Annotated in this window: 17 protein-coding genes and 1 tRNA gene; 11 read left to right on the top strand and 7 right to left on the bottom strand. The window is 57.2% G+C overall.

All coding sequences use genetic code 11. The annotated features are described in order from the left end of the window. Positions 1–354, top strand: a 354-nt coding sequence (locus tag G449_RS18120; protein ID WP_022658319.1) for an integrase core domain-containing protein, incomplete at its 5' end; no start/stop codon positions are given. Positions 355–740: 386 nt separating this feature from the next. Here G449_RS18120 and G449_RS0108180 read toward each other — a convergent pair. The 5 genes from G449_RS0108180 to G449_RS0108160 form a co-directional block, all read right to left on the bottom strand. Beyond that, positions 741–1,895: an NAD(P)H-dependent flavin oxidoreductase gene (locus tag G449_RS0108180; protein ID WP_022658824.1), complete on the bottom strand. Its 1,155-nt coding sequence runs from the start codon at positions 1,893–1,895 to the stop codon at positions 741–743. A gap of 142 nt (positions 1,896–2,037) precedes the next feature. Then, positions 2,038–5,049, bottom strand: a complete 3,012-nt coding sequence (locus G449_RS16535; RefSeq protein WP_022658823.1) for a PD-(D/E)XK nuclease family protein — start codon at positions 5,047–5,049, stop codon at positions 2,038–2,040. Beyond that, positions 5,046–8,369 (bottom strand): UvrD-helicase domain-containing protein, encoded by a 3,324-nt coding sequence (locus G449_RS0108170; protein ID WP_022658822.1) that lies wholly within the window; start codon positions 8,367–8,369, stop codon positions 5,046–5,048. Before G449_RS0108170 ends, G449_RS16535 begins: the two co-directional genes overlap by 4 nt. An 8-nt stretch (positions 8,370–8,377) precedes the next feature. Beyond that, the gene (locus tag G449_RS0108165) at positions 8,378–9,682 is read right to left on the bottom strand and encodes an ATP-dependent 6-phosphofructokinase (protein ID WP_022658821.1); all 1,305 of its coding nucleotides are present in this window, start codon (positions 9,680–9,682) and stop codon (positions 8,378–8,380) included. A 24-nt stretch (positions 9,683–9,706) separates the two neighbouring features. Continuing rightward, complete coding sequence (locus G449_RS0108160; RefSeq protein WP_022658820.1) at positions 9,707–10,267, bottom strand: HD domain-containing protein; 561 nt, start codon at positions 10,265–10,267, stop codon at positions 9,707–9,709. A gap of 183 nt (positions 10,268–10,450) precedes the next feature. On the opposite strand from G449_RS0108160, the gene G449_RS0108155 reads away from it, so the two are divergent. Then, positions 10,451–11,521: a PSP1 domain-containing protein gene (locus G449_RS0108155; protein WP_027180822.1), complete on the top strand. Its 1,071-nt coding sequence runs from the start codon at positions 10,451–10,453 to the stop codon at positions 11,519–11,521. Between the two features lie 23 nt (positions 11,522–11,544). Then, positions 11,545–13,545 carry a methionine--tRNA ligase gene (metG, locus tag G449_RS0108150; RefSeq protein ID WP_022658818.1) on the top strand — a complete coding sequence of 667 codons (2,001 nt, stop codon included), beginning with the start codon at positions 11,545–11,547 and terminating at the stop codon, positions 13,543–13,545. A 97-nt stretch (positions 13,546–13,642) separates the two neighbouring features. On the opposite strand, the gene G449_RS0108145 is transcribed toward metG, so the two are convergent. Continuing rightward, positions 13,643–13,834 (bottom strand): hypothetical protein, encoded by a 192-nt coding sequence (locus G449_RS0108145; RefSeq protein WP_022658817.1) that lies wholly within the window; start codon positions 13,832–13,834, stop codon positions 13,643–13,645. 113 nt (positions 13,835–13,947) lie between these two features. Here G449_RS0108145 and G449_RS0108140 point away from each other — a divergent pair, with 113 nt between their 5' ends. The 4 genes from G449_RS0108140 to G449_RS0108125 all read left to right on the top strand — a co-directional run bounded on the left by G449_RS0108140 (position 13,948) and on the right by G449_RS0108125 (position 17,038). Beyond that, positions 13,948–14,745 (top strand): undecaprenyl-diphosphate phosphatase, encoded by a 798-nt coding sequence (locus tag G449_RS0108140; protein ID WP_022658816.1) that lies wholly within the window; start codon positions 13,948–13,950, stop codon positions 14,743–14,745. A gap of 66 nt (positions 14,746–14,811) precedes the next feature. Beyond that, positions 14,812–14,888, top strand: a tRNA-Met gene (locus G449_RS0108135). Positions 14,889–15,146: 258 nt separating this feature from the next. Further along, entirely contained in the window at positions 15,147–15,548 is a 402-nt protein-coding gene (locus tag G449_RS0108130; RefSeq protein WP_022658815.1) for a RidA family protein, read from the top strand. A gap of 488 nt (positions 15,549–16,036) precedes the next feature. Then, entirely contained in the window at positions 16,037–17,038 is a 1,002-nt protein-coding gene (locus G449_RS0108125; protein WP_027180821.1) for a GNAT family N-acetyltransferase, read from the top strand. A 48-nt stretch (positions 17,039–17,086) separates the two neighbouring features. Here G449_RS0108125 and G449_RS0108120 read toward each other — a convergent pair whose 3' ends face one another. Further along, entirely contained in the window at positions 17,087–17,914 is an 828-nt protein-coding gene (locus G449_RS0108120) for a class I SAM-dependent methyltransferase (RefSeq protein ID WP_022658813.1), read from the bottom strand. Between the two features lie 619 nt (positions 17,915–18,533). Between G449_RS0108120 and G449_RS0108115 the strand changes: the two genes are divergently transcribed. The 4 genes from G449_RS0108115 to pgm all read left to right on the top strand — a co-directional run bounded on the left by G449_RS0108115 (position 18,534) and on the right by pgm (position 24,275). Beyond that, positions 18,534–20,003 (top strand): 30S ribosomal protein S1, encoded by a 1,470-nt coding sequence (locus G449_RS0108115; RefSeq protein ID WP_022658812.1) that lies wholly within the window; start codon positions 18,534–18,536, stop codon positions 20,001–20,003. A 14-nt stretch (positions 20,004–20,017) separates the two neighbouring features. Continuing rightward, a complete protein-coding gene (locus G449_RS0108110) occupies positions 20,018–21,445 on the top strand; it encodes a DegQ family serine endoprotease (protein ID WP_022658811.1) in 1,428 nt (475 codons plus the stop codon). A gap of 52 nt (positions 21,446–21,497) precedes the next feature. Further along, positions 21,498–22,523, top strand: a complete 1,026-nt coding sequence (locus G449_RS0108105) for a glycosyltransferase family protein (RefSeq protein ID WP_022658810.1) — start codon at positions 21,498–21,500, stop codon at positions 22,521–22,523. A gap of 102 nt (positions 22,524–22,625) precedes the next feature. Beyond that, positions 22,626–24,275 carry a phosphoglucomutase (alpha-D-glucose-1,6-bisphosphate-dependent) gene (gene pgm / locus G449_RS0108100; RefSeq protein WP_022658809.1) on the top strand — a complete coding sequence of 550 codons (1,650 nt, stop codon included), beginning with the start codon at positions 22,626–22,628 and terminating at the stop codon, positions 24,273–24,275. Positions 24,276–24,313: the final 38 nt, after the last annotated feature.

Raw genomic sequence — 24,313 nt, 5'->3', positions numbered from 1 at the left:
CGGCTGCCGCAACGTATCAAGGTTGATAACGGGCCAGAATTTAGCGGTAACGCCCTGGATACCTGGGCTTTTGAACACGGCGTGCAGATAGAGTTCACTCGTCCAGGGAAGCCCACAGATAATGGACACATTGAAAGCTTTAACGGAAAATTCCGAGATGAGTGCTTAAATCAGAACGTGTTTCTGTCCCTGCACGATGCCCGCAGAACAGTCGAAGCCTGGCGGCAGGATTACAACCAGCGGCGACCGCACAGTTCCTTAGGCTGGCTGACACCGGAAGAATTTCGGGCAAAGAATATAACCTGCAACCCATTGGGAACCACTAACTTACAAGTGGTATACGCAGTGGGGTAAGGTCAGGTTTTCTTTCTGGCGGATTGGTTGACCCGCAGCAACTTTTTGCGAGGCATGAGGAACTTGTAACAGAGATGACCCGGCGTGGATTCAAACACACCTCATCCATTGATGCGCGTGAATGTGTTTCTCTGGCTGCCCAGTATGCAGGCCGCACCTCCATCAACATTGCTGCCAATGCCGCTGAATTGCGCCGCAGGTGCCCTGACTGCGCCCACTTGATGCCAGCGAAAAACGCCCCAACACAATCAAAAAACACAATTCCAGTCGGATGATTACGGGACAGATATCACGAGCGCCATCAACGCAATATTTTACTGTAGCGCACGAAAAAGCCGGGCCTGGAAATCCAGACCCGGCTTTGCATTTTCAGGCAGGGTAGAGCGTTAGCTCTTGATGCTGAAATTGAGCTTGCTCTGCATGTTCTGCACGCTCTTGCTCAGGGTGCTCATGGCGTCGTCAAATTCCTTTTGCAGGCTGTCCATGAGTTCATGCACCGAGATAATCTTGTTCACGCGCGCCACGTTGGCACCGCAAAAGGCAAAACCGCGTTCAAGATTGCCCCTCATGGCGTTGATGAGCGCCTGGGCGATGCAATAGGGCGTTTTTTCCTGTTCGCAGGTATGCACACAGTGGAACACGCACTTGAAAGGCTTTTTCTTGCCCTCGCGCGAGGCCGTGATGAATTCATTGCCAAGAGCGCGGCCAGGCATGCCCACCGGGCTTTTGATAATGGTGATGTCTTCATCGCGCGCCGTGAGGTAGCTCTGCTTGAAGCGGTCATCAGCATCGCATTCGTGGGTGGCCACAAAGCGGGTACCCATCTGCACGCCGGAAGCGCCAAGCTCGAGGAACTTCATGATGTCAGCGCCGGAATAGACGCCGCCAGCGGCAATAACAGGCACAGCACGACCACACTTGTCTTCCATGGCCTTGGCGGCCTCAACCACCTGCGGCACCAGAACTTCAAGCGAATGGTTGGGATCTTGCAGTTCCTCAGCCTTGAAACCGAGGTGGCCGCCAGCCTTGGGGCCTTCAACCACAAAGGCGTCAGGCGTGTAACCAAAGCGCGAAGCCCATTTTTTGGCGATTACCGTGGCCGCTCTGGCTGAAGAAACAATGGGAACCAGTTTGGTTTTGAATTCTTCTTTCTTTTCCTCGCACACCTGCAACAGGTGATGCGGCATGTCGAGGGGAAGGCCAGCGCCTGAAAAGATGATGTCCACCTTGTTTTCAACGGCGGTGCGCACCATCTGGCTGAACGTGGTAAGCGCCACCATCAGGTTGACGCCAATAATACCGTTGCTGAGTTCGCGGGCTTTCAATATTTCATTGCGCAGGGCGCGCAGATTGGCTGTAAGGGGATCCTTGGCCACATCGGGTTCTTTCATGCCGATCATGGCCCCGGCGATGACGCCGATACCACCCTGATTGGCAACAGCCGACGCCAGCCCGGAAAGCGAAATGCCCACGCCCATGCCACCCTGAACTACAGGGATTTTAGCCGTGAGATCACCTATCTTGAGTGCGGGAAAAGACATTGCAAGACCTCCGTCCTGTCCGTAAGCAGGGTGTCATTTTGCATCGTTTCGATTTCAAACGACATACCTATGTTTGCCGGGAAGCATAGCTGGTAATTTCACAAGACGCAACAATCATCTTTATAATATGTATTCCGGCCCGTTATCCTGCACACAATGAAGCATAGGGGCACCAGTCGCAATGGCGGTCTGGACGCGCCGTAAACGACGGCGCATGGCGCATGTGCAGCAATACAAGAGAAAGCGCCGCATGGCAGTATCCAATGGCCTCCGCCAGGTCTTCATCCACCAGCCCGCCAAAAAGGGGATACTCCCTGCCAGCATCGCGCAATTCAACCAGCGCGGCGTCGCCAACCGGGCCAAGGCCGCTGCCCACAGCCATGCTCACATAGCAGGGCAATTGCAGGCTGGGCAGCCGGGGCCGCAGCTCTTCAAAGAGGGTATCCATATCTTCAAGCATCTGGGCGTCCGGCTCATATTCGCCGCCCACCTGCGTCTGGCGCAAGGCCTCAAAAAGGCTCTCAGTACGCCTGAAATAAAGGATGTCGCCCCACAAGCTTCCATCATGTAATTTAAGGCTGCCTGTCTTGTAGTCAAGGATGTGCAGCAGGTCATCGCGCCGGTCAATGCGATCCATTATGCCCCTGAAGGAATATTCACCGCCAGCCAGCGACAGCGTGGCCTTGAGTTCTTCCTCCAACGCAACAATGATTGTGCTGTCGGGCTGATTGTCCAGAAAACGATTCAAACGCACAGGGGCGGCTTCTTCCAGCATGAGGCAGCTGTCCGGCGGCAAAATGCGGCGCAGGTCGGCCTTTTCAAGCTCCTCATGAAAACGCGCAAGCATGGTGTCGCGGCTGATATCGCCCCGGCGCACCTCTTTATTGAGATACGGTTCATACAGTGCGTGCAGCGTATCGTGAATGCAGGTGCCCACGGCTGCGGGGTCATCGCCTTCGTTGACTTCCTTCGGTGGCTGCAAGCCGCAGAGGTACTGCCAGGCAAAGCGCAGAGGGCACTGCTGGTAAACATCCAGCCGGGTAGGTGAAAGCGGTTTTTGCAGAAGGGCCAGCATGGCCTCGTGCAGGGCCTCTGTGCGGGGCAGGCTTTTGGGCGTGGCAGGGGTGCTGCGCACCACGCAACGAGCCATGCCCAGCGGCTCCTGACCGGGCACAAGCAGCTCGCCACGGCGCTGTTCTTCTTCCCACAGCAGTTGCTCCACAAAGCGGCTGCGGCTTTTTTTGCCGTCAAAGAGCGCAGAGCGGCTGATGCCCTCCTGCCAGAAAAAGCGTACCTCCTTCGCCCCGGCGCAGAGCCGGTACAGCGTGTGGGCTGTGGCGCGTTCGCGCCTGCGAGCATCGGGCAGGCCAAGCACCTGCCGCAGGGAATCGGGCAGCAGGGGATCCTGCGCAGGGTTGCCGGGCAGCTTGTCGTCCGTGGCGTCCACAATAAGTACCCTGTCAAAGTGCAGCAGGCGCGTTTCAAGCATGCCCAGCACCTGCAAGCCCGTGAGCGGCTCCGCCTCAAACGGTACCCGCTCCTGTTGCAGCACCTCGCGCACTATGCCGTGCAACACGCTGGTGGGAAAGGGCGTCTGCGCGAGGCAGTTTTGCCGCAACACAGGGGCCGCATGGCGGGCAAGGCGGTACATGGCCTCCGCATCCAGCGGAAAATGCCGCCACATGTCGCCGCCGTTGCGCAGCAGAAAATCGCAGATATTTTGCAGGCACAGGGCCATGCCCTCGGTGGTGTCCACCTGCCCTGGTTGACGCACCAGCACATTGAGCGTGGCTTCAAAAAGCTCAAAAAGCGCAGGATGCATGCCCGGGGCGCACTCCCGCGCAACCTCGTCCATATCCACAAACCGCGCCCCGACGCGAATCATGCCCTCAATGCGGCGCAAGACCTCGCGCAAATAAAGGGGCGTTGCGCTGCCGTCATCCACGCGCAGCAGGTTCAGGTAAGGATGCCGCAGACACTGGAGCAGATTGCGCCAGTAATAGCGGCCATCTTCCGTCCTGTTTTCCTGCAATTGCAGTAAAGCCTCAAGCAGACGGTTGAGGGGCGAACGTTCCAGCGGATAGCCCATGGAAACGTTGACATCCTTGTTGGGCAAATGGTGCAGCACGGGCATGAGCAGGGCGCTGTCTGTGAGCACAACCGCCGTAGAAAGCCCGTCAGACGCGGATATGCCGCTGTCCCCGTTTTCTGCCCCATTGCCGGCCCTGCTGGCATCGCTATGCGGCACGGACAGTTCTTCATGCAATGCTTTAAGTTGTGAATGGCAATCATACCCGGCAAAAAAAGATATGCGCGGCTTATGCGCGGCCTCGGCGTCCGTGGGCTCCACAGCAAGGCGAGCAGTGGCCTTCCAGCGGCGCAGCCACGCAGCCTGCGCGTCACATGCCCAGTGCGGTGCTGTGCCCAGAGCCAGCGCCGGGTCTGCATGCAGGCATATCTGCCCGCCTGCCTGCCACAGCCTGTGCAGCAGGGCTTCCTCACTGCCGGTTAGCAGCGAAAATCCGGCCATCACAACGGGGCGGTCATCTGCGGGCGTAAAAAAGCGGGGCAGGGCAAGTCCGTCTTCGCTGACGGTAAAGGCGTCCAATCCCGGTGTCGTCCAGCGGCGAGCCTCCAGCGCGGCCACATAGGCCTTGCCGATGCGCCCCAGAGCGCCCAGCAGGGCAGCCGCAGGGCCGGAAACCTCCTGCTCCACATGGCTGAGATCCACAGCAGCCACACGCTGGCCCAGCATTTCTTCCAGCAGGTTTGAGAGCCGCAAGCCCCAGGGCAGAAAGTGCGCCATGTCCATGCGGGCAAAACGTGCGGCAAGGCCCTCGTCATCCTGCGCGAGGCCCATAACGCACTGGTGCAGCAGGGCGACCCTGTCCAGCACGTTGGCAGTGTGCAGAGGATCTGCGCAGGTTTGCGAGCGCCAGGCCGAAATCACATCCGCCAGGGTCATGACCTTGGGCAGCAAACCCTGATAGCCTTCTTCCGCATAGAGCTTGGTGAGGTAACGCCAGGGCCGGTTGTGGGGCACGATCAGCAGGGTTGCGCCAGCCCGCCCCTTGCCAATCCTGGTCAGAAAGGCTTTGAGGTCGGGCAGAAAGGGCCGCTGCCAGGGAAAAACAAGAATCGGCGATGCGCTCATGCCTGAGCCTCCGTGGCGGGCAAAAGATCGCTGCAACGCTCGGCAAAGGCCGAAACGCCGTGCGCTTCCACAAGCTGAAACCGCCGTAAATCAAGGTACACCAGCAGGCCGCGCGCACTGCCGGGGGCGCAGTCGTTCCCGGCTTCCAGGCAGGCAAGGTAGGTCTGTAGCTGCGCCACATGGTCGGCTTCGGGCTGGCCGCTTTTATAATCAAGCACCAGCGGCCCCCACGGTTCATGCACCAGCAAATCCATGCGCAGCAAGTGCCCCTCGGCGTCCATGAGCGAATGTTCGGGCCAGCCCGTCTGCAGCCAGCGCGCCGCCTGCGGTTGCGAGGCAAACCATTGCAGCGCCGCAGCGGCATTTTCCCGCAACGCGGCCTCGTCCGGCACAGGCAGCGAAAAATGTCCAAGGCCGAAGTTCAGCGCAGCCTGCGCGTCTGCCTGCGGATTGCCCGTTATGTGCAGATGCTCAAGGCACAGATGCAGAAAGCTGCCTCTGTCTTCCGCGCGAAAGCTGAATCCTGCCAGTGGATTACGAAAAATCTTGAGGCGCGGCAGCCACTGCATGGGCCGCCATGCGGGGTCGGCAAAACCAGCGGAATCCGCAGCATCCGGGGCTTCGGCAATGCTCCGGGCGGCATCCGCAGGAGCAACGTCTTCCTCGCCTTCCGGGCTTTCCGCAATCTCCGGCTTGCTCCCCCAGGAAGCCGCGGCAGAAGCCCTTGCGGCAGTTGCGACCGGAGCAGCATCGTGCGCGGCTGGTTCCTCGCCCACGGTGTAGGGGGCTGTGAACCCGGCCTCTTCCATAAGCATGTCCAGCACGTCACTGGTAGAGCCGCGCCCGCCCACGGTGCTGGTGCGCAACACATAGAGCGCATCGCGCGCACGGGTAAAGGCCACGTAGAGCAGGTGGACGTTTTCACGGCACTGGCGGGCAAGCTCCTGATGATAGGGCGCTCCCAGATGCTTTCTGTTGCCCACGGCAAGGCGCAGGCCCTCGCGCTCGACCATCACGGTTTCATTGCCCATGCGGGCGCGCAGGTCTGTCCACGGCACAATGACCACCGGGGCCTCCAGGCCCTTGGATTTGTGGATGGTCATGACGCGCACTGCATCCATGTTTTCGGGCATGGGCACCTTTTCTTCGCCGCTTTTGGCGCGCCAGTGCTCCAGAAATGTGGGCAGGGTGGCAAGGCCCTTTTCTTCCGCGCTGTGCAGCACTTCCATGAAGCGCCGCAAAAAAGTCTCCGCCTCGGGATAGCGCCGCTCCACATCCAGCCGGGCAAACCATTCAAGCGTCATGTCATAGGGCGTCATGAGGCCGGACTGACTGTGGAACGGAGCAAGCAGCCTCTGCCAGATTTCTGGCCAGCGCCTTTTGAACCGCTGGAACAGCGGCCCGCCCTTGGATGCGGCGCACCAGCCCGCGATGTCCTCGTGCGCAAGGGCCGCAGCTTCGGGATGCTCCCGAAAGATACTGCCGCACACAAGGCTCATAAAGGCGATGTCGTCCTCTGGGTTATCAAGGAAAGAAAGCAGGGCCACGGCCTGCACCACCAGCGGATGCGCGGCAAGTCGCAGGCTGTTTTCTGTAATCACGGGGATATTTTCGCGAATCAGCCTGTCTGCCACAAGGGTGGCCTTGCCGTTGCTGCGCACAAGAATGAGCACATCGGCCCAGGGATGGTGCGGCTCAATATCCTCATGCAACAGGGTGCAGAGGCGTTCAAGCACATCTTCGCCCAGGGCCTCGGCATCCACGGAAAGAATGGTCTCCACGCGAACAAGGCCGCCCTCGCGGGCGTTTTCAGGGCATTGCTGCTCTGTGCCCGCAAAGGCGCGCACAAGCCCCTGAGCGGCCTGCCCGCAGATTTCCGGCGGGGTGCCCGTGGGCAAAAGGGCGGCCATGACCTTTGCGGCCATGTCCGGCTGCGCCAGAGGGCCGAAAATCCCGTTGTTGTGCTGCACGATTTCGCGGCGGCTGCGCCAGTTGTAGGGCAGATTGTCGCGCTGGCCGTCAGGCGCGAGGGCTGTGAGGCCCGCATCGTCAAACACGCCGTCAAACAGCTCCGGTTCGCCCCCACGCCAGCCGTAAATGGACTGCTTGACGTCCCCCACCCATGTGAGGGAACCGCCGCGAGAGAGAGCTTCTTCCACAAGGGGGCGCAGGGCGTACCACTGCTCATTGCTGGTGTCCTGAAATTCATCCACCAGAAAGTGCGTGAGGCGCGAGCCCATGCGGCACAGGGCCTCGGGCACGCCGTTGTCGCTTTCAAGCACCTGTCGCGCCATGTGCGGAATCAGCAGGCCCGGCAGGCTGCCTTCCTGCCGCTGGTTTTGCACAAAGGCCTGCACAAGGGTGCGCGCCAGCAAGAGCACGGGGGCAAGCCCCACAGCCTGCCGCAGCAGAGGGGCAGTATCAACCAGCACACCGGCGGCGCGGGCAAAGGCTTCGTAGGCTTTTTGCACCTCATCGCTGACCACGGGCTTTTTCAAAAAGAGGTCAGACGCGCTGGCCTTGCTCAGGTATGCCGAAGTTTTGCTCTGCCCGGCGGCAATGGCCTCCACAGCGGCAAGAGCGTTTTTGCTGAAGGTAAGCCCACTCCCAGCCGCAGCTGCCAGAAAGATATTGGCATGGGTTACGGCCATGCTTTCCACTTCGCTCAGCCGCTTGTGCAGGGTTTCTGCGGGCGAAATGTCCTCAAAGCGCCCCAGCAGCACGCCATCCAGCAGGCCGCGCAACTGGTTGAGCAGCTTTTCGCCCGCAAGAAAGCCCGTACTGTTCTCGCGCCATGCCATGGCCCGATAGACTTCGCGCAGCAGGGAGCGCATGGTTTCATCGCCCTGCCATGCGCGTTCAAGCAATACATCAAGGTAGGGTGTGAGCACTTCTTCCGTGGCAAAAACAGGCTGAAAATCCGGGTGCAGATCAAGCTCAAGCGCTGCCGCGCGCACAATGAGGTGCAGCAGGCTGTCGATGGTGCGGATGTTCAGCGCGCCCATATCGCGCATGATCACATCCACCCAGCGGGAGGCCTGATCGGGCGAAAGTGCAAGTCCGCCCAAGGGCTGTCCGAGGGCCGCGCTCTTGAGCTGCCGGATAACGCGGTCGCGCATTTCGGTAGCAGCGGCATTGGTAAAGGTAATGGCGAGGATGTCGCCCCAGCCGCAGCGGCCCCCCGGCAAAAGCACGCAAGCCGAGGAGGCGGAAGCGCTCGCGGGCGGCCCGCTCTGCACCAGCCTTTGCAGAAAACAATGCGTCAATTCATAGGTCTTGCCAGAACCGGCAGAGGCCTTGACCTGTCGGAGATGCTTCATGCTGCCGGTTACGCCGGGGGCAGCATGCCCTTCAGCATGCCCTGACCAGTGGATTCAAGCACAGCCCGCCACAGGTCAGAATAGATGTTCAGCTTGCGGCGCTTGCGGGTCACAAGCTCCAGCGGCAGATGCACGTAACGGTCCTGAATCTTGCCCACCACCATGTCTGTGCGCCCGGCCATGGCGGCATGTACGGCGTACTGGCCCAAAAATCCGCAATAGACCTTGTCGTTGGCGTTGGCCGGGATAGAGCGGATGATATAGCTCGGGTCAATGTATTTCAGCGAATGCTCAATGCCGCGCGCGCCCAGATAGGTGCTGATATTCTTGCGCAGCAGGTCAGCCACATCGCCAAGCACGGGGTTGCCCGAAACATCCTTGGCGGCGTGATTTTCCATAAGGTGCTGGCCCGCGCCCTCGGCTGCCACAATCACGGCATGCCCGCGCGAGCGCAGGCGCTCTTCCAGCGCGGGCAACAGCCCGCCCTCGCCCTCAAGGGCAAAGGGAGCTTCTGGAATCAGCACAAAGTTCACTTCTTTGAGGGCCAGAGCCGCGCGCGCGGCGATAAAGCCCGATTCGCGCCCCATGAGCTTGACCAGCCCAATGCCGTTGGGCACGCCGCAGGCCTCTGTATGGGCGCATTCAATGGCCTCCGTGGCCTTGAAGGCGGCAGTCTCAAAGCCGAACGACTGGGGAATGAAGTTAATGTCGTTATCAATGGTTTTGGGGATGCCGATGACGGATATCTTGAGCCCGCGCGCCTGCACCTCGCTGCTGATGGCAAGAGCGGCCTTCATGGTGCCGTCGCCGCCAATGACAAAGAGAGCGTTGACGTTGCTGCGTTCAAGGTTATCCACAATTTCTTCAGCAGACTGCGGCCCGCGTGAGGAACCAAGCATGGTGCCGCCAAAACGGTGAATGTCCGCCACGCTTGAAGGCGTAAGCTCAAAGGGAACATGCCCGTACTTGGGAATAAAACCCTCAAGCCCATAGGCGATGCCCAGAATGGAGGGCACGTTGTAGGCGTGGAAGGCCTCCATCACAATGGCGCGAATGACATCGTTGATGCCGGGGCAGAGCCCGCCGCAGGTCACGATGGCGCACTTGGCGCGAGTGGTGTCAAAATAGAGTTTTTTGCGCGGGCCAGCGGCCTCAAGGCATACGCTGAAGGGCGCGTTCACTTCTTCCGACAGTTCTTCATCCACAACAATCTGCACGGTCTTGTTGTCTGCCCATGTGCGGTAGGGCAGCACAGAATCAAGCTTGCAGGGGCCAAGTGTGCGGATTTCCGTTTGCAGCGAACATTCTTGCATGGTGCAGCCTCGGCTGTTTTGGAGCTATTTGCTTAAACCAAGTTCCGCCGCATGGACGCGCATGGCTTCGATGGACAGAGCCAGAAAAGCATCAAGCTCAAGCCCGGCCTCGGCGCACTGGCGTATGTTGTCGCGGCACACGCTGGCCGCAAAGGCTTTATCCTTCATCTTTTTCTTTATGCTTTTAACTTCCATGCCTTCCATGCCCGTGGGGCGCATGAGCGCAGCGGCAGAGATAAGCCCGGTGACGGTTTCGCCGCAGCGCAGGGCGTAATCAAAGCGCGAGGCGGGGCCAGCCGCGCCGTTCATTTCCGCATTATGGGCACGAATGGCCGTGAGGGCTTCGTCCGGCAACTGGCCAGCCAGCATTTCTGCGGTATCCAGCCCATGCCGCGCGGCGTTTTCCGCCGTGGCGGGATAGTCGAGGTCGTGCAAAAGGCCAGTGAGGCCCCAGAGTTCTTCATTTTCGCCAAAATGTTGGGCAAGGGCACGCATTATGGCCTCGGAGGCCAGGGCATGCTGCAACAGGGAAGGCGGTGTTTTTTGCTCGGCCAGCAGGGTGAGGGCCGATTGACGTTCTATCATGGCAAGTACTCCCTTATGTTTAAAAATGTAAATCAGGCAACCCGGCTTTGCAAGCCGCGCGAGGGTGAATGGCCGATGCGCAGCCGTAGCCCGACCCGCAGCCCAGTTGACAGCACGGCATTAATGACGGAAAAGAATCTTTTCGGAATACATATTCCACTACCTTTGCCGAAGCGACAATTTATGCCTATATACGGTCTCCGTTTCAGAACGCTTGGACAGACAAGCTACTATACCGGCCCCTCAGGCTTCAAATGGGGGGATCATGTACTTATTGAGGCAGAACAGGGCCAGACCCTCGCCGAAATAGTATCCGGCCCAGCAGAGCATCTGCCCGGCCAGATGGAGCAGGAACTGCCCTCCATTCTGCGTCATGCCGGTTCAGAAGACATCCTCCGTGGTGAAGCCAACGAGCAGATGGCGCGGGAAGCGCAGCAGTTCTGCCGCCAGTGCATCCGCGACCGCAACCTTGATATGAAGCTTGTGGATGTGGAGGTCTTTTTTGACCGCAGCAAGCTCATCTTTTACTTCACCGCGCCTTCCCGCATTGATTTTCGCGATCTGGTCAAAGACCTCGTGCGCGAATACCGCGCGCGCATCGAGCTGCGCCAGATAGGCGTGCGCCACGAAACGCAGATGGTGGGCGCTGTGGGCAACTGCGGCATGGTCTGCTGCTGCCGCAGGTATCTGCGCAAGTTTGCGCCCGTGACCATCCGCATGGCAAAAGAGCAGAATCTCTTTCTGAACCCTGCCAAAATTTCGGGTATTTGCGGCCGTTTGCTCTGCTGCCTTTCTTACGAGCAGGACAACTACGACCATTTCCACCGCTTGTGCCCACGGCTCGGCAAGAAATACCAGACGGACAAAGGCCCCATGAAGGTTCTGCGGGCCAATATGTTCCGCAATTCCCTTTCTGTGCTGACGGAAAATAATGAGGAAGTCGAACTGAGCCTGGACGACTGGCAGGCGCTTTCGCCCCACAGGCCGGAGGCCCCCCAGGGTGTGCAGCAAAAGCAGCCGCCCAAAGGCCCCATGAACGACAACAGTCTGCTTGTGGTTTCCGCCACGCCGGATACTCTTGACTCTCTTGATTTTATGGATGAATTCCGTCAGGACGAGCGCGATACCCAGCCCGAGGAATCCGTCCCCGCCGAATCCGGCGAGCGCGCCCCCGGTGTGGAGGCTCAGGCCGAACCGGGCAAGAATCGCCGCAAACGCCGCCGCAACAAGTCGCAGCGGCCCGACCACGACTAGCAATTAAGCTTACGGAGCCTTGAGTGAACAGCTTTTTCATCACAACGCCCATCTATTACGTCAATGCCAAGCCCCATCTGGGGCATGCCTATACCACTGTGGTTGCCGATGCCATGGCCCGCTACCACAAGCTGATTGGCGAGGACACCATGTTCCTCACCGGTACGGACGAACACGGCGACAAGATTGTTCAGGCGGCGGAAAAACAAGGCCAGACTCCCAAGGAGTTTGTGGACGACATCAGCGCCCGCTTCCGCGCCCTGTGGCCCAAGCTTGACGTTGCCAACGACCGTTTTGTGCGCACCACCGATCCCGAACACATCAGCGCCGTGCAGGCCTTTTTGCAAAAGGTCTATGACGCGGGCGACATCTATTTTGGCGAGTTCGGCGGGCATTACTGTTACGGCTGTGAACGGTTTTACACCGAAAAAGAGCTGGAAAACGGCCTCTGCCCCCAGCACCTGACCAAGCCGGAATTTATCAGCGAGAAGAACTACTTCTTCCGCATGTCCAAGTATCTGCCCTGGCTCAAGGAGCACATCGAGGCCAATCCTTCGTTTATCCGGCCCGAGCGCTACCGCAGCGAAGTGCTGGCCATGCTTGAATCCGGCGCGCTGGAAGATCTGTGCATCTCGCGCCCCAAATCGCGTCTGACATGGGGCATCGAACTGCCCTTTGACAAGGATTACGTCTGCTACGTGTGGTTTGACGCGCTGCTCAACTACATCAGCGCGCTGAACTGGCCCGAAGGCGAAGATTTTAAAAAGTTCTGGCCCGGCGAACATCTGGTTGCCAAGGATATTCTCAAGCCCCACGCCGTATTCTGGCCCACCATGCTCAAATCTGCGGGTCTGCCGCTGTATGAGCATCTGAATGTGCACGGCTACTGGCTTGTGCGCGACACCAAGATGTCAAAATCGCTTGGCAATGTTGTGGAACCGAGCGACATGGCCCAGCGTTTCGGGCCGGACGCCTTCCGCTATTTTCTGCTGCGCGAAATGCACTTTGGTTCTGACGCCAGCTTTAGCGAAGATGCCCTTGTGGGCCGCATCAACGCCGACCTTGCCAACGACCTCGGCAACCTGTTCAGCCGCGTGCTTTCCATGACGGCCAAGTATTTTGGCAGCCATGTGCCCATGCCAAAGGCCTTGCAGGAAGACGACAAGGCCATTGTCGACCTGTGCGCCAACTCCATGCGCAACTTTGTGCAGCTTTTTGGCAATGTGCAGTTTTCCCAGGGGCTTGAGTCCCTGTGGGAGCTTGTACGCGCCCTGAACAAATATGTGGACACCCAGGCCCCCTGGACGCTCTACAAGCAGGGCAACATGGAGCGCCTCGCAACCGTCATGTACGTCATGCTGGCAGCCATGCGCAAAACCGCGCTCTGCCTCTGGCCCGTCATGCCCGTGGCCTCTGGCAAAATGCTGGCCCAGCTTGGGCAGCAGGTGCAGGAAGGCCAGCCCCCGGTTGCCAACGTGGAAGATGAAATTGCCCATTTTGAAGGCCTTGAACCCGGCATTCAGGTGGCGGAAGGCTCCAACCTGTTCCCGCGCATTGAAGTGAAAAAGGAGGGCGCGGACAGCAAGGAACCCAAGGCCCCCAAAAAGGACAAGCAGGCAGAAAAACCGCAGGAAAAAGCCGCGCCCAAGCAGGCCGCAGCAGAGCAGGGCGGGGCAGACGCACCCGCCGCCGTCAAACCCAATGTGGAATTTGACCAGTTCAAGGCTCTGGACCTGCGTGTAGGCACGGTGAAGGTGGCGGAAAAGCACCCCAATGCCGACCGTATTCTGCGGCTTGAAATTGACTTTGGCGAAGGTGAGCTGCGCCAGATTCTCTCTGGCCTGGCAGAGCACTACGCGCCAGAAGAAGTGGTGGGCAAACGCGTTTGCGCAGTGCTGAACCTTGCCCCGCGCAAGATACGCGGGCTGGTTTCGCACGGCATGGTGCTCACGGCAGGCACAGACGGCGCGCTCGGGCTGCTTGCTGTGGACCGAGACGTGCCCGATGGCAGCGAAATAGCATAATTCAGATATGGTGAGCGGCGTCACGCCTGTGATTCATGGGCGCGACGTCTGCAACCACCATCAGTAAATGCAATACAGAACGATGGGCGGAAATGCTCTAGTGGGCCTTGGCCTCTTCTTCACGGAACAGGCGCTCAAGAGCGGCGGCGTCAAGCGGCGTAAGGTTAAAACGCATACCCGCTTCGTCCAGAAGGGCAGACAGGCTTTTGCCGGAATGCAGGGCACGCTGTTCCGCCAGATAGGCCGCAGCCTTACGCACAAGTTCGCCTTGCGGCATGATGGTTGTCATGGAGATATCCTTTTTTATTCACCCATAGCCGTTGTGCCGCCTTTTGGCAATGCTCTGCCCGCAGGACGACACATCCCACACTAGGCGACAGGATTTCGCGCCAGAGGGTTTTTATGGATAATCTGTTTACTGCGGTAATTTTGAGCATTGTCGAGGGGCTGACGGAATTTCTGCCTGTTTCCTCATCCGGCCACCTCATTCTGGTGGGCGATCTGCTCAACTTCATGGGCGAAAAGGCCGCCACCTTTGAGGTGGTTATTCAGCTTGGCGCCATCATGGCCGTGGTGGTGCTGTACTGGAAGCGCTTCTGGGGCCTCGTGCGTCCCCAGCCCTATGTGCGTTTTGCGGGCATGCGCGGCATCATGCTGCTTATCCTTACATCGCTGCCCGCCAGCGTGCTCGGGCTTTTGCTGCACTCGACCATCAAGACCTATCTGTTCCGTCCCTTGACCGTGCTCATTGCGCTGGTTGTGGGCGCTGTGATGATGATAGTGGTTGAAAAACGCAAGTTCAAACCCTCATATATTACGCTGGACGACATGACGCCCAAGCTGGCCCTTGGTATTGGCTGCTTTCAGTGCCTTGCCCTGTGGCCCGGTTTTTCGCGCTCAGCCTCAACCATCATGGGGGGCATGCTGCTTGGCGGCAAGCGTTCGCTGGCGGCGGAGTATTCGTTCATCGCCGCAGTGCCCATCATGGTTGCCGCCACAGGTTACGACATGCTGAAAAGCTGGCACCTCTTCAGCGCTGCGGATATTCCTTTTTTTGCCGTGGGCATGATCGGCTCGTTCCTCTCGGCCCTGCTGGCAGTCAAGGTGTTCATCGCCCTCATGGGCCGCGTGACTCTGGTGCCTTTTGCCGTGTACCGTCTGTTAATCGCACCCTTTATTTACTATTTCATGGTGAACTAAAAAAAATGCTTGCCAAGGGGCGGCAATTTTTATAAATAGATCGTCGCGCTAACGAGGCGCAGACACGGCAAGGTAGCTCAGTTGGTCAGAGCATGCGGTTCATACCCGCAGTGTCGGGGGTTCAAATCCCTCCCTTGCTACCAGAATTTCATACCCGGAAGTCTTACGAGACTTCCGGGTTTTTTGTTTTCCGGCAGACAATGCATATCCATTGAGCAGGGCAGACTCTTCACCAAAGAGACTCTGCATACTATTTTTCACTACTGCAACAAGATGCTTTCAAAATTTCTACAATGCTGTTATTCTAAAAGTCCTGCTCCGTGCTCCGGCAGTTCAACCATGCTGTCATCTTGCCTGTGAAACATACGAAACAGCACTATTCAAAAAAAAGAAAACATCTCATGAAGACCATCATAAGAAAAACACCAAATACCATGTATCAGCCTGTTGGAAACTATTCGCATACAACCATCATACCCGCGGGTATGGACACCTATGTGTTTTCAGGGCAAATCGGCATCAGGGATGACGGCTCTTTCCCTGCGGCTTTTAACGATGAAGTGCTGCAACTTTTTAAGAATATTAAAGTATTGCTTGGTACGGAAGGGCTGTCCGGAGCAGATATTACCAAGGTTAATATTTGGTCCGTAAAAGAAATCGACTGGGATTATTTCGACAACGAATGGGATAAGCTCTTTGACAGAGCTTACCCATCGATGACTATTGCGCATGTAACGGCATTGGGCCTGCCGGAAATCAGCATAGAAATTGATATCTGGGCTGCAAAGCAACCTCAGGTCTAAGTGCAGGGTGCCCTTCATGAACAGAAGGGCGCCCTGGCAACTGCTTGGATAGCTGGCACATTGCTCTGGCAAGGGAATTGATAACCTGCACCATACATGGTAATTTATTGAAAGTTCTTCATTGGCTACCTTGGGGGCATTATGAAAGAAAAAACTGTCTACCGCTGCAAGCGCTGTGGTGATGTTTTTTACTGCCCAACTGGCATACTGGACAAAGTCTTCTTTAACTTTCGGCGTGTTTTCAAGTTATTGTCATGCTCACGATGCGGAAGTACGCTTATACATGAAGAAGAGTACGTGGCTGAAAAGAAGAAACAGGACGATGCTGCAATAGATAAATAACCTGATCTGGTTATGCACAGGCAGGCAATCTTTTTGCCATCCAGCAAAACAGGCTCACGTTATAACCAATATATACGGCGTTTATGCCTTTTGGTGCGCAAAAGCGTACGGGGCATAAGCGCCTTGCCTTTTACTCCGGTGCCGTCATGCAGTTTATACATTTGCCCCACAACGCCAAGCCCGAGCAGTACGCAACGTGGCACAGCGCAGCGCTGCACAGCGCTCAGGCCGACCCTTTCAGTTGTACGCCAGCATGGCAACTTGCCTTTCATGATGCCTTTGGCCCCAAACGGCGTTTGTTGTTTGCAGAAGCTGACGGCAGCGTTATTGCCTTTGCGGAAGGGCTTGTTTCGCCAGAAGAAATCTACATCACGCCCCTTGAACCCTCGTGGTTCTTTGGCTGCCCGCTGCTGGGCAGCAATGCCCCGCAGCTATTTGCCGACGCCATGCATTTTTTTGCCAGAACCTATGCCCCCAGATTTCCCAAGGTTCTTGTGGGCGGCCTTGGCCCTGGCCTGGATTATGTACAGAACATGCTCAACAAAACTGGCATGCCCCTCCAGGCGCACCTCGTAAAAGCGGGGATTCAGGGTTCGGCTTCGCTTGCTGGCGGGCTGGACGGCTATCTTTCGCGCCGCTCGGCCAATCTGCGCCGCAACCTGAAACGTTCGGCCAAAAAGGCGCACGAGCTGGGCATCTCTTATGAACGTGTGCTGCCTTCAACGGAAGACGAAGCAAAGGCGGCGTATACCCGCATGATCGCTGTTGAACGCACAAGCTGGAAGGGGATTGACCACTGCGGCATGGCGGAGCCGGGCATATGCGATTTTTACGCATTTCTGCTCCTGCGGCTCGCGCCAGAGAATGGCGCGCGCGTTATTTTTGCCCGCCGTGAAGATACGGATGTGGGCTTTATTTTTGGCGGCCTGGCCGGTGATATCTATCGCGGACAGCAGTTCAGCTATGCGCAGGATTGCCATGAGCTTTCACTGGGCAACCTCATGCAGATTGAAAAAATCCACTGGCTCTGCGAGGAAGACGTGCAACGCTATGACATGGGGCCTCTCGATGGCCCCAAGATGCAATATAAGACGCACTGGACGGAAACGGCTTTTCCCATCAGGACATGGCTCATAGAAAAGGCCTGAACACCGCCAAAAGGGCCGGGGACAACAGACCCCGCAGCCCGCATGCCCTCACAGGTTGGCGTTCCAGAAAAGTATGCCCACCCGCGAGCTGCCAGTTTCATGCACCATGCCGTTCTTGCTCATGGCGCACAGCTTGTCTGACAGGGCGATCTCTTGCGCCTCTGTGAGCTGGCCTCTGCTGTTAAAATGCCGCGTGTACATCACAATGGCTTCTTCCAGCGGGCATTCAGAATCCCACGTGCGCTCAAGGTATTCCACTTCTGGATAATAGCCCTGCAACCACAGGATATTGAAGGCGCAGTAAAGCCCCCGCCGGGTATAGTCGTCGTCATTTGTTGCGCCAACAACTGGCGCAAGTTCGCTCCGCACAGAATTATCGCCCGTAACCTGCGTGATAAGGCAGCAGTAGCCCCGCGAGGCCTCTGTCATTTTTTCAAGGGTAGCACGGTCATACACGGCAGGAGTGCGCGAGGCGAAAACAAGCTGAAACCGTTTTTGCCAGCCAAGCAGCTTCAGATCCGCAGTATCCCAGTCAAGCACGTGAAAACGGGTGTTTTCCATACCAGCTAGTTGCGCATTTTTATTTGCGTATTCGATCATGCCGGGCGCGATATCAAAACCTTCAACACTGCCCGCATGCCCCGCAAAAATCAGGGCATGCCTGCCTGGCCCGCAGCCTATGTCCAGCACAGCATCAGCCTTGCCAACCTTGGCGCGCGCTGCAACCTTTGCAACAAGATCGCGGCGGTACGCGCTGGAATCTGCCTCGGCCGAATGGGTATTGAACGACTGGGCGCGGCGACTCCAGAACTCCGCAAGATCTGAGCGATCCGGCTGTCTGTCTGCCCAGTATGCTTCAAATTCTTTTATGTCCATGTTCAAAACCTTTGTTACGCGCGATGCTGCGCCTTTCCAGCAATGTCTTGCAAAGGTACAGGGAGATGGCCTGGGAATAAAGAAAAATCACCCAGCTGTTTCTGCGGGCTGAAAGGCATTCAGTGGATGCTTTTTGAAAAACATGTAAGCAAAAAATTCAATTTTTTTGTAATAACATTCATAATCATAAACAAATTATATTTATTATGACAATAAATATTTTTTTATTATAATAAACAATACATATAACAAGCGTTTTTAACTACTTAAATATCTATCAACGTGCAGACTGAAAGTTCAACAAAATTATTTTTTACCTAATTGCATAGTAATACATTGTTTTATTAAACAACCTATCTGAAAATATTAATAAAAATAAATATATATTACATTTCCCTATGCATCATTCCTTGTGCAGCTCATGTTCCCAATGCCTTTACATACGCACGGTGCAAAAGCGTCGACATGCTCAAAAAATATCCACCTGTATAAATTTGATTCAGTACTCACCAAAAGGCTCGGAAAAATCAGGACTAAAAAGACAATTGTTTTCCTTGTGCGGATGGCGTAATATGGCGGACTTGAGCAATAAGCCCAGCTTGTAAGGAGCAGGAAAACTATGACCGAGGATAAGTTCGCAACCTCCATGTCGGAGGAAGGCGCTGAGGATTTTGCCGCCATGCTGGCGGCCCACGACACCGCTTCAAACCGCCTGCAGCCCGGCCAGAAAGTGACCGGGACTGTAATTGCCATCACTGGCGACAGCGTTTTTGTGGACGTGGGCATAAAGGTTGACGGCATCATTGACCGCAAAGACATTCTTGATGCCGAGGGCAATGAAAGCGTTAAGCCCGGCGACAGCCTCGAAGCGTGGGTTACTGGTGTTTCCTCGCAAGAGATTCGCCTTTCCCGCTCCATGAGCGGCAGCGGTGTTGCCGCGCTTGAAGAAGCCCGCGATGCGGCGGTGCCGGTTGACGGCCGCATAACCGCAGTGTGCAAGGGCGGCTACACGGTTGACGTGCTTGGCAAGCAGGCCTTCTGCCCCGGCAGCCAGCTTGGCGTGCCCACCTCTGAAGACGCCGCCGAAGTTGTGGGCCGCAGCATGCCGTTTCTGGTTATCCGCGTTGAAAACCGCGGCAGAAATGTTGTGGTTTCGCACCGCGCCATTGTTGAACGCGAACGCGCCGAACAGCTTGATGCCCTGCTTGAAAGCCTCAAGCCCGGCGACATGGTTGAAGGCAAGATCACGCGTTTCGCCGCTTTTGGCGCATTCATGGAGCTTGCCCCTTCTGTTGAAGGCATGATCCACCTTTCCGAACTTTCATGGTCGCGCGTGGGCGCACCTGACGAAGCCGTGTCGCTTGGCGACACAGTGCGCGCCAAGGTTATTTCCATCAGCAAGGACAGCAAGGGCCACGTGCGCATTTCGCTTTCGCGCAAGCAGGCCGAGGGCGATCCCTGGCAGGATGTGACCACCAGACTTGAGTCCGGTACGGTTGTTTCCGGCAAGGTTGTTCGCCTCGCGCCCTTTGGCGCTTTTGTGGAGCTTCTGCCCGGTATTGAAGGCCTTGTGCATATATCTGAACTGTCGTGGACAAAGCGCGTGGCCAAGGCCGAAGACGTGCTTGCGGCGGGCGAAGTTGTTTCGGTTAAAATCAAGGAAATCAACCTTGAAAATCACCGTATTTCCCTGAGTCTGCGCGATGCGGAAGGCGACCCGTGGAAGGAAGCCGCCCAGCAGTTTGCCGTTGGTTCAACGGTAAGCGGCACGGTCGAAAGCCGCACCCCCTATGGCCTCTTTATCACGCTGGCCCCTGGCATCACCGGTTTGCTGCCCGCTGGCGTCATCAAGAATTCCAGGCAGGGCAACCAGTACAGCAAATTGGACAAGGGCGACACCGTCACCCTTACTGTACAAAATTTGGACACCAGCGCCAGACGCATCAGCCTTGCCCCTGAAGGCGAACAGACCGCCCAACCCGCCGAAGACAAGGCATGGAAGCAGCATACATCCGCCGGAAGCTCCAACAGCGGGTCTGGAATGAACATCATGGCACAGGCTTTGCAAAAGGCTCTGAAAAATAAGTAACCAGGAGCTATTCCATGATGATAAAAAAATGTCTTGCAGCCATGCTTGCCGTGACCTTTCTTGCGGCATCGCAGCTTGCCCAGGCAGCCAATCTGCCCGACTTCAGCGAACTGGCGGCCAAAAGCGGCCCGGCAGTCGTAAACATCGGTACGGAACGGAAGGCCAGCGGTAACAGCCAGGACGATCTCATGGGGGAAATGTTCCGCAATATGCCGCCAGGATTTGACAAATTCTTTGACCAGTTCGGCGGCAAGCGCGGTGGCAAGCGCCCCCAGATGAAACAGAAGTCACTGGGATCCGGCTTTATTGTCTCCGCTGACGGCTATATTGTTACCAACAATCATGTGGTTGCCGATGCGGATGTTATCCGTGTGACCCTTGATCAGAGCAATGGCAAAAGCGAAGCCATCACGGCCAAGCTGGTTGGCGCAGATGAAGAAACCGACCTCGCCCTGCTGAAAATTGAAACCAAAAAGACCTTGCCCTACCTTGCGTTCGGCAATTCGGATGAACTGCGGATAGGTGAGTGGCTGCTGGCCATCGGCAACCCCTTTGGGCTCGACCACTCGGTGACGGCGGGTATTCTTTCGGCCAAAAACCGCAACATACACGCCGGCCCCTTTGACAACTTTCTGCAGACGGATGCCTCCATCAACCCCGGCAACAGCGGCGGCCCGCTGCTGAACATGGCCGGGCAGGTGATTGGCATCAACACGGCCATTATTGCGAGCGGGCAGGGCATTGGCTTTGCCATTCCGAGCAACATGGCCGCCAAGATCATCGACCAGATCAAGTCCGGCAAAAAGATCAGCCGTGGCTGGATTGGCGTTGGTATTCAGGATGTTGAAGAAAATACCGCCAAGGCGCTGGGCCTCAAGGACGCCAAGGGCGCGCTTGTGGGCAGCGTTATGGAAGGCGAACCTGCTGCCAAGGCTGGCATGAAAGACGGCGACATCATTGTTTCCGTTGACGGCAAGGCCATTGAAGACGCTGCGGCCCTGCTGCGCGTGATTGCCGACAAAACCCCCGGCAGCAAGGCTGCAATAACGGTGTGGCGCGATGGCAAAACCATTGACCTTTCCGTAACGCTTGGCGAGCGCAAAACCTCGCAGGCTGGCGACCAGAACGGCAAGGATCAGAAGCAGAAGGACGAAGGGTTGCTCGGCATTTCCGTCCGTCCGCTGACGGATGAAGAACGCCGCGACCTCAAGATTGAGAAAAACGAAGGGCTGGTCATTATTGACGTCAATCCTGACAAGCCCGCTGCCGAAGCCGATCTGCGCCCCGGAGACGTAATTCTCAAGGCCAACCTCAAACCTGTTCGCAGCGCTGCGGATCTGTCGAAAATCGTCAACGATGAAGGCGTTGCCCGCGGGGCCGTCATGTTGCAGATTTCACGGCGAGGCGATGTGTACTTCCGAACTGTAAGCCTGAGCAAGTAGCAGGCACAACTACACGGGCTGCCTCTTAACCGGGGCAGCCCTTTTTTTATCCATGAGCTTACGCATACTCAACATTGGCGGGCCGTATCTGGCCTCTGCCCTCAAACGCCTTGGGCACCACGTCATCACGGCGCATCCGGCAGTTGACGCCGACATTCCCTCACCGCACCCGTACTCTGTGCGGCAACTCCTGAACCGCCTTGATGCGCTCGGTTTTGCGCCTGATGCACTCTTCTATTGCGATGACGGCAACATGCCAGAACTGCTTGATCCGGAAAATGCCCCCTGGCCTTCGGTGCGTTATTCCATTGATACCTACTGCAACCCCTGGCACATCCCGTATTCCAATGGTTTTGACGCAACCCTTGTGGCGCAGAAAGACTATGTGGAAGTATTTTCGCACGAGGGCATACCGGCGCGCTGGTTTCCGCTGTTTTATCCCCAGATTCTTGAGCCAGTGGGGGATTTTACATTACGCGATATCCCAGTAGCCTTTGTGGGAACCCTCGGGCACAAAAATAACCCGGACCGCGCGCCATTTCTCAAGGTCTTTCGCGCCAGACAGCCACTGGTGGCAATTTCTGGCGATTACAAGCCCATCTTTGCGCGCAGCCGCATTGTTCTTAACCAGACTGCGGCTTCAGAAGTGAATTTTCGCTGTTTTGAGGCTATCGCCTGCGGCGCGGCCCTACTAATGGAAACCTGCGGTAACGGCCTTAACGAACTCTTTGTCCCCGGCGAGGAAATTCTGCCCACCTACCAGCGCAACGATGCGCAGGCAGCTGCGGCCATTGCCGCAGAAGCGCTCGCAAATCCCGAAAAGCTCGCAAAAATTGCCCAAGCCGGGGGCAGGGCAGTGGCACGTCGTCATACAGACTCCGCGCGCGCGGTCAGCCTGACGCAGATGCTGGCAGAGATGTGCGCCACTCAGGCGCACCGGGAACGGCTTGAACAGACGCTTGAAAAGCGCACAGCTCTTGTGCGAGGAGCTTATGGTATGCTTTCCAGCGAGCTTTTTGACCCGCAGCTGGAAGGACACCGCGATTTTTTTGAAAAATTGTGCCTTCGTCAGCCATAGCGCCATAAATACCTGGTAATGCATCAAGGGATGCATCCTGCATTGCAGGCATGCGCGATAGGGCATATAGTTGGCAGAGCACCACTTTTTGGAGGAATATCAATGCCAGTTGTGCATAGCGATGCCGGGCATCTGCCCGGGCTGGAAAAGCTGGAGAACATCCCCGCTCTCATGAGCGCGTATTACACCGAATTTCCCAATCCGGCGCTTGCAGCCCAGCGTGTTGCCTTTGGCACCTCGGGGCATCGGGGCACATCTGTGCTGTGCAGCTTTAACGAGGAGCACATCTACGCCATCACTCAGGCGGTGTGCGACTACCGCGCCGCCAAGGGTATTGACGGGCCGCTGTTTCTTGGCGGCGATACCCATGCGCTGTCTGAAGCCGCTTTTCGCTCCGCGCTGGAAGTGCTGGTAGCCAACAACGTAAATGTGCGCATTTCTGCTGGCGGGGCCTACACAGCCACTCCGGCGATCTCCCATGCCGTGCTCAAATGGAATGCGGGCCGCGTTAACGGTCTGGCCGATGGCATTGTCATCACGCCTTCGCACAATCCCCCGCGCGACGGCGGCTTCAAGTACAATCCCCCCCACGGCGGCCCGGCAGAAGCCGAGGTCACCAGCCAGATTGAAAAATGCGCCAATGTCTACCTCGAAAATGGCAACAAGGGCGTAAAGCTCACCCACCTGCGGGCGGCACGCGCCTCTTCGCTGGTGGAGGAATACGATTTCATCGGCAGTTATGTGCAGGATCTGGCAGGGGTGCTAGACATGAAGGCCATTGCCTCGTCTGGCCTGCGCATCGGCGTTGACCCCCTTGGCGGTGCAAGCCTGCCCATGTGGGAACCCATTGCTGAAGCCTACGGCATTGATCTTGAAGTGGTGAACAGGGCTGTGGATCCGACATTCCGCTTTGTTCCTTGCGACAAGGACGGCAAAATCCGCATGGATTGCTCCTCGCCCTATGCCATGAGCCGCCTGCTGGATCTGCGCGACCATTTTGACCTGAGCTTCGCCTGCGACCCGGATTCCGACCGCCACGGCATTGTGACGCGCAACGAACTGATGAACCCCAATCATTTTCTGAGCGTCGCCGCATGGTATCTGTTCCGCACCCGCAGGGAATGGCCCGCGCAGCGCGGCATAGGCAAAACCCTTGTGACAAGCGCCATGCTCGACAGGGTAGGGAAGGACCTTGGCCGCCCGGTTGTTGAGGTGCCTGTGGGCTTTAAATGGTTTGTGCCCTATTTGCTCAATGGGCGTTGCGGCTTTGGCTGCGAGGAAAGCGCAGGCGCTTCCTTCCTGTGCTTTGACGGCACGCCCTGGAGCACAGACAAGGACGGCCCCCTCATGTGCCTGCTGGCGGCTGAAATGATGGCGGTGGAGCAATCACCCCCCGACCAGCTCTACACCAGACTGACCGAGCGGCTTGGCGCGCCCGCCTATCAGCGGCTGGATGCCCCGGCGGACGACAATGTGCGCGCAAAGCTTGCGGCGCTGACGCCTGAAAGTGTGAGCCTTAAAACTCTGGCAGGTTCGCCTGTTACTAGTGTGCTTACCCGCGCGCCCGGCAATGATGCCCCCATCGGCGGGGTGAAGGTGGTCAGCGATGACGGCTGGTTTGCCGTACGTCCCTCTGGCACGGAAGCTATCTGCAAAGTATATACGGAAAGCTTCAAGGGAGAAGACCATCTGCAAGCCGTGCAAAAGGATGCCATAGATTTTCTCGAGCATTTGCTGAAAGGCGATGCCTGATGAAGTAAAGGCAAGCTTTCTTTGCTAAGCGCGCGTAG

This window comes from Desulfovibrio desulfuricans DSM 642, from assembly GCF_000420465.1.
GTDB lineage: Bacteria > Desulfobacterota > Desulfovibrionia > Desulfovibrionales > Desulfovibrionaceae > Desulfovibrio > Desulfovibrio desulfuricans.
Note: the sequence above shows the minus strand (reverse complement) of the source record. Positions and strands in the feature narration are given on the sequence as shown.

Bases quoted from the DNA above. Each gene is read 5' to 3' on its own strand.
- G449_RS0108180 (WP_022658824.1), bottom strand. From the start codon at position 1,895: ATGTCTTTTCCCGCACTCAAGATAGGTGATCTCACGGCTAAAATCCCT.
- G449_RS16535 (WP_022658823.1), bottom strand. From the start codon at position 5,049: ATGAGCGCATCGCCGATTCTTGTTTTTCCCTGGCAGCGGCCCTTTCTG.
- G449_RS0108170 (WP_022658822.1), bottom strand. From the start codon at position 8,369: ATGAAGCATCTCCGACAGGTCAAGGCCTCTGCCGGTTCTGGCAAGACC.
- G449_RS0108165 (WP_022658821.1), bottom strand. From the start codon at position 9,682: ATGCAAGAATGTTCGCTGCAAACGGAAATCCGCACACTTGGCCCCTGC.
- G449_RS0108160 (WP_022658820.1), bottom strand. From the start codon at position 10,267: ATGATAGAACGTCAATCGGCCCTCACCCTGCTGGCCGAGCAAAAAACA.
- G449_RS0108155 (WP_027180822.1), top strand. From the start codon at position 10,451: ATGCCTATATACGGTCTCCGTTTCAGAACGCTTGGACAGACAAGCTAC.
- G449_RS0108145 (WP_022658817.1), bottom strand. From the start codon at position 13,834: ATGACAACCATCATGCCGCAAGGCGAACTTGTGCGTAAGGCTGCGGCC.
- G449_RS0108140 (WP_022658816.1), top strand. From the start codon at position 13,948: ATGGATAATCTGTTTACTGCGGTAATTTTGAGCATTGTCGAGGGGCTG.
- G449_RS0108130 (WP_022658815.1), top strand. From the start codon at position 15,147: ATGAAGACCATCATAAGAAAAACACCAAATACCATGTATCAGCCTGTT.
- G449_RS0108125 (WP_027180821.1), top strand. From the start codon at position 16,037: ATGCAGTTTATACATTTGCCCCACAACGCCAAGCCCGAGCAGTACGCA.
- G449_RS0108120 (WP_022658813.1), bottom strand. From the start codon at position 17,914: ATGGACATAAAAGAATTTGAAGCATACTGGGCAGACAGACAGCCGGAT.
- G449_RS0108115 (WP_022658812.1), top strand. From the start codon at position 18,534: ATGACCGAGGATAAGTTCGCAACCTCCATGTCGGAGGAAGGCGCTGAG.
- G449_RS0108110 (WP_022658811.1), top strand. From the start codon at position 20,018: ATGATGATAAAAAAATGTCTTGCAGCCATGCTTGCCGTGACCTTTCTT.
- G449_RS0108105 (WP_022658810.1), top strand. From the start codon at position 21,498: ATGAGCTTACGCATACTCAACATTGGCGGGCCGTATCTGGCCTCTGCC.
- pgm (WP_022658809.1), top strand. From the start codon at position 22,626: ATGCCAGTTGTGCATAGCGATGCCGGGCATCTGCCCGGGCTGGAAAAG.